Below are 4270 nucleotides of genomic sequence, written 5' to 3'. Positions count from 1 at the left end.
CGAAGCCGGCATCCACGCCTCGGCGCGCGACCTGCCCGACCTCGCCGACATCAAGGGCCAGGAGACGGCCAAGCGCGTGCTCGAAGTGGCGGCGGCCGGCGGCCACAATCTCTTGACATTGTGCTACATTAATTAGCGAGCAATGGCGGCGTGTTTGATCGCCTGTTGAATGGGCGAGCATCTGGCAGGGAACGATCCTTGCGGACATTCGACCTGCCATGGCAATTTACGCTCGAAGCGGCAATCCAAGTGCGGCCTGGCGGAAACCTTCATGCCGCGTGACATAGCTCCAGCTGGGCACATAGTTGCAAGACGAGGAGATCATCGCCCGGCTTGCCGCTGATTTGCACACCGACCGAGAGCCCTGAACTATTTTTGAAATACGGACACGACGCGGACGGCTGTCCTGAGATGTTCGATGGGATGGAGTAGGGAGCGAACCTGTAACCCGCCGCGTTCCAGGCCTCGACATCTCCAAATGCCCTGAAGCTCAAGGATCCGACATTCGGAGGGTCGGTCGCCAGCGTCGGCGTCAAACAGACATGGATCGATTCCATCGAACCCAGGTAGCGTGAGGTATAGATCTCGCGGGCGGAGCGTGCCCGCTCATGTGCGCCATTTCCCCCCGCCTTGGCCTTTTCCAGAAGATGACACGTCAACGGCTCAAGCTCCTCGGCTGCCGGGGCTCTGCCGAGTTCGCGTGAGCGTTCCTCGACTAGGCGCACGAGGTCGAAAATCCACAGGTGATCGAACCAATTGGACGCGTCGAGACCCTCTGGATAGCGATATTCAACAATGCGGTGCCCGAATGATTCCAGAACCTGAGCCGCCCGGTTCACTGCCTCCTGCTGGTCCGGACCACAAGGTCTGCCTGCCGGGTCAGTGCAGCAGACCCCGACTGTTATCTGCCGTACAGGTCTATCGAGGCCTTCGAGATAGGAATGGCGCTGTGGAGAGAAATCGGCGGTGATGTCGAGCGATGCCGCGCTGTCGCGCACGGTGCGCGTGATAACGTGATCGGAGTTCAGCCCACCTGCAATCTCATCAAAGTACGGCCCTGTGGGATTGAAACCCCCGGTCGGCTTGAACCCGAACACGCCGCAGCACGCAGCCGGTATTCTGATCGAGCCACCTAGGTCCGTTGCGTGGGCAATCGGCACCATTCCCGCAGCAACCGCAGCGGCCGCCCCCCCGCTGCTTCCGCCCACCGTCAGATTGAGGTCCCGTGGGTTGCGCGTTGTGCCATACGCCCGAGGCTCCGTGACGAACTCGGCAGCAAATTCCGGCGTGTTTGTCTTGCCCAAGATAGCGAGGCCAGCACGGCGCCACCGATCGACCATGATGCTGTCAGGCTTTGCTGGCGCACCCTTGAAGAACGCCGAACCGAAGGTCGTCGGCATGTCTGACGAATAGAGGTTCACGTCCTTCAGAAGGAGGGGCACACCGCGCAATGCACTGGTAGCACCGGTATCGGACCTCGAACAGCTCGGGTCGAAATTACGCATGATCACTGCATTGAGAGCGGCATCCCTGCTTTCAATGACGCTGATCGCAGCCTCGATCACTTCGCGCCGAGAAACCTCTTTTCGTTCGATCAGACGCGCCAAACCGACGCCGTCTTGAGCGACATAGTCCGACACATTCATTCGGCACCCCCACGCGCCAACTGACTGACCAGCTGGACGACGTAGTTCTGGAAAATGGCCAGGGCATTCTCGGTGGTCACTCGGCTGGTTGGTTGAGCCGCTTTGACCCAGAGCCCGTCGATCATTGCCAGGAGACAGTTGACCGCAAAGTCCACCTGCCCTTCGGGAATGAGCGAGCGAAGGCAGTAGGCGATATTGCTCGCCAGACGCTTTTCGTAGATTGCCTGATAGCGCATCATTTCGTGATTGCCGCGCAGAGCGGCCCAAAGTGCGAACCACGCCGTTGCCACCGCCGGCTGAAACTGCTCGGCATCGAATTGCGCTGAGGCGATGGCGAGAAGGCGCTCCATCGGCGTCGAAGCCGTCCGCAGCCTGGCGATCGTGACGCGTGACAACTCACGGTTCAGGTGACGCAGGACAAGCGTGTAGAGCTCGTCCCGGCTGCCGAAATAGTGGGTGATAAGACTAGGCGAGATTCCCGCCTTCATACCGATCTGGCGGATCGAACTCTGCTCGATGCCAAGCTCGTGAATGGTGTCAATGGCAGCCTCAATGATCTGCTTCTGCCGAATAGGTTGCATTCCCACTTTTGGCATCGGTCCCTCCTGTTAGCGCCATCTTGCATTTTTTTATTGTACACGCCAACAAAAAAGATATGATTGTTGGAGCGTTCAACAAAAACAGGGGAACTCCGATGAAAGCCTTTGCCCTTTATGCAAGCGCCGCGCTGACCATCTTCATGGCCGCCGCACCTGCGCACGCCGATCCCGAGAGCTGCCGGAAGGTGAAATTCTCCGACCTCAGCTGGACGGACCTTTCGCTGACGAATGCGACGGCGTCCGTCATACTGACTTCCTTGGGCTATGAACCGGAACAGACCATTCTGGGTCTGCCGGTGACCTTCGAAAGCTTGAAAAACAAGGATATCGACGTTTTCCTGGGAAATTGGCTTCCCGTCCAGGAACAGGAATTCAAATCATACATCGACAACGGCGATGTCGATGTCCTCACCACCAACCTGACGGGCGCCAAGTTCACGCTGGCCGTGCCGACCTATGTCGCGAAGGCGGGGGTGACCTCGTACGATGATCTTTCGAAATTCTCTGACAAATTCAACTCAACGATCTACGGCATCGAAGCGGGCTCAAACCAGCCGCTGCTCGATATGATTTCCGCCGGAAGGCACGGTCTCAAGGACTGGAATGTCGTCGAGTCCAGCGAGGCGGCTATGTTGACCCAGGTCGACAAGATGACCAAGGGAAAGGAATGGATCGTTTTCCTGGCTTGGGCGCCACATCCCATGAACCTCAAGTTCGATCTGACTTACCTGAGTGGCGGCGACAAGGAATATGGTCCCAACTTTGGTGGGGCGACGGTTCGGACGCTGACGCGCAAGGGCTACCGCCAGGAATGCCCGAACGTGACCAAGTTCCTGGAAAACCTGCACTTCGACATCGACTATGAGAACAATGGCATGAACGAAATCATGACCAACAGCGTCGAGCCGGTAGACGCAGCGCGCAAATTGATAAAGCAGTACCCCGACAAGCTGACCGCATGGTTGGATGGTGTGAAGACGTTCGACGGCAAGGACGGTTATGCTGCAGTCAAGGCAGCTGTGATCACAAACTGACCATCATCGCCTGATCGGTGATCTGCGGGCATTGACGAGCCTCGGGACGATACCTCCCCCGCCCAAGTGCCGACGGGGGAGCTCTGGGAACCATGCGTGACTGGAATATCAGCAAATGGTGCCGCCGCCCTTCCCTCGGCTTGGCCGTCCTTGCATTCCTGACCGCATGTGGGCCTGACGATGCAGCAAACAGTGAAAAGTTCTCGCTCATCGATGAGGAAATTTACGACGCGCCTATCAAGACCCAGATTTCACAGAACATCGTTGCCTTGGGGGTTCCCACAAAGGAAGAACTGGAAGCGGAAATCTTGAAGCGGTATCGGGCCGCCGAACAACGCACAGCGTTCCGGTATCACAGCTCCCCAACCAACATTTACCTCTATGTGTATGGAAGCGAGGAACAGGCCCGCGCCGGGCAGGGTTTGTGGATTGCGATGCTCGCGAAAAACTATAGCGACACAGGAGATCCGAAGGTAGTCATCGAGGAAGGCCGTCTCGCCGCGCTCTCCGCTGCTCCGGAGGACCGCTTTGGCTTATCCGAGGAAATGCGGAGAGCGATCTTTAAGGAAAGCGGCGAGGCGGAAGCCAGGGCGACTCGTGAAGCCATGGAGCGCGTCCCGAACACCGAACCGATGGCGCAGGCCAAGCTGGAAGTGGATCTGGCCGAGAAGTTCAAAGCCGATCTAGTTGCCAAGCAAGGAATCAGTGAGCAGCAGCTGCTCGAAATACAGGCTGAAGGTGTGACCAAGGGATGGCCGATGTGATGAAATATGCCTCGCGCATGAGGTTGCGCTACGCAGGGGAGTATGCCGCGACGATGGACTGGCCGTCTAGCATCTAGCCAATCGGCTACAAGTCCGTTGCAACTTCCACGGTGGCTTGTTCCTGTAATGTTCTTGATTTGATCAAGAAACTGTGATTGTCTGCCGAAGAGGCCATTTCGGGCCTGATCGCACGGGCTGAGGCCAGCCCGTATCCGGGGGCAACACGA

At 57.9% G+C, this 4270-nt stretch carries 4 protein-coding genes and 1 pseudogene; 3 read left to right on the top strand and 2 right to left on the bottom strand.

Going from position 1 to position 4270, the window contains the following annotated elements:
- Positions 1-115, top strand: a pseudogene (locus FJ934_RS27710) (ATP-binding protein); the annotation flags it as partial.
- Positions 116-269: 154 nt separating this feature from the next.
- Here the strand turns inward: FJ934_RS27710 and FJ934_RS27705 are convergent.
- Entirely contained in the window at positions 270-1646 is a 1377-nt protein-coding gene (locus tag FJ934_RS27705) for an amidase (RefSeq protein ID WP_140613575.1), read from the bottom strand.
- Positions 1643-2242 (bottom strand): transcriptional regulator BetI, encoded by a 600-nt coding sequence (betI, locus tag FJ934_RS27700; protein ID WP_140613574.1) that lies wholly within the window; start codon positions 2240-2242, stop codon positions 1643-1645. The genes FJ934_RS27705 and betI overlap by 4 nt, the downstream gene beginning before the upstream one ends.
- A 98-nt stretch (positions 2243-2340) precedes the next feature.
- On the opposite strand from betI, the gene choX reads away from it, so the two are divergent.
- Entirely contained in the window at positions 2341-3279 is a 939-nt protein-coding gene (gene choX, locus FJ934_RS27695) for a choline ABC transporter substrate-binding protein (protein ID WP_140613573.1), read from the top strand.
- A 92-nt stretch (positions 3280-3371) separates the two neighbouring features.
- Positions 3372-4043 carry a hypothetical protein gene (locus tag FJ934_RS27690; protein ID WP_140613572.1) on the top strand — a complete coding sequence of 224 codons (672 nt, stop codon included), beginning with the start codon at positions 3372-3374 and terminating at the stop codon, positions 4041-4043.
- Positions 4044-4270 lie beyond the last annotated feature (227 nt).

The organism is Mesorhizobium sp. B2-4-12, from assembly GCF_006441575.1.
Lineage (GTDB): Bacteria > Pseudomonadota > Alphaproteobacteria > Rhizobiales > Rhizobiaceae > Mesorhizobium.
The sequence above is the reverse complement of the archived record's forward strand: the minus strand, read 5'-3'. Positions and strand labels throughout refer to the sequence as shown.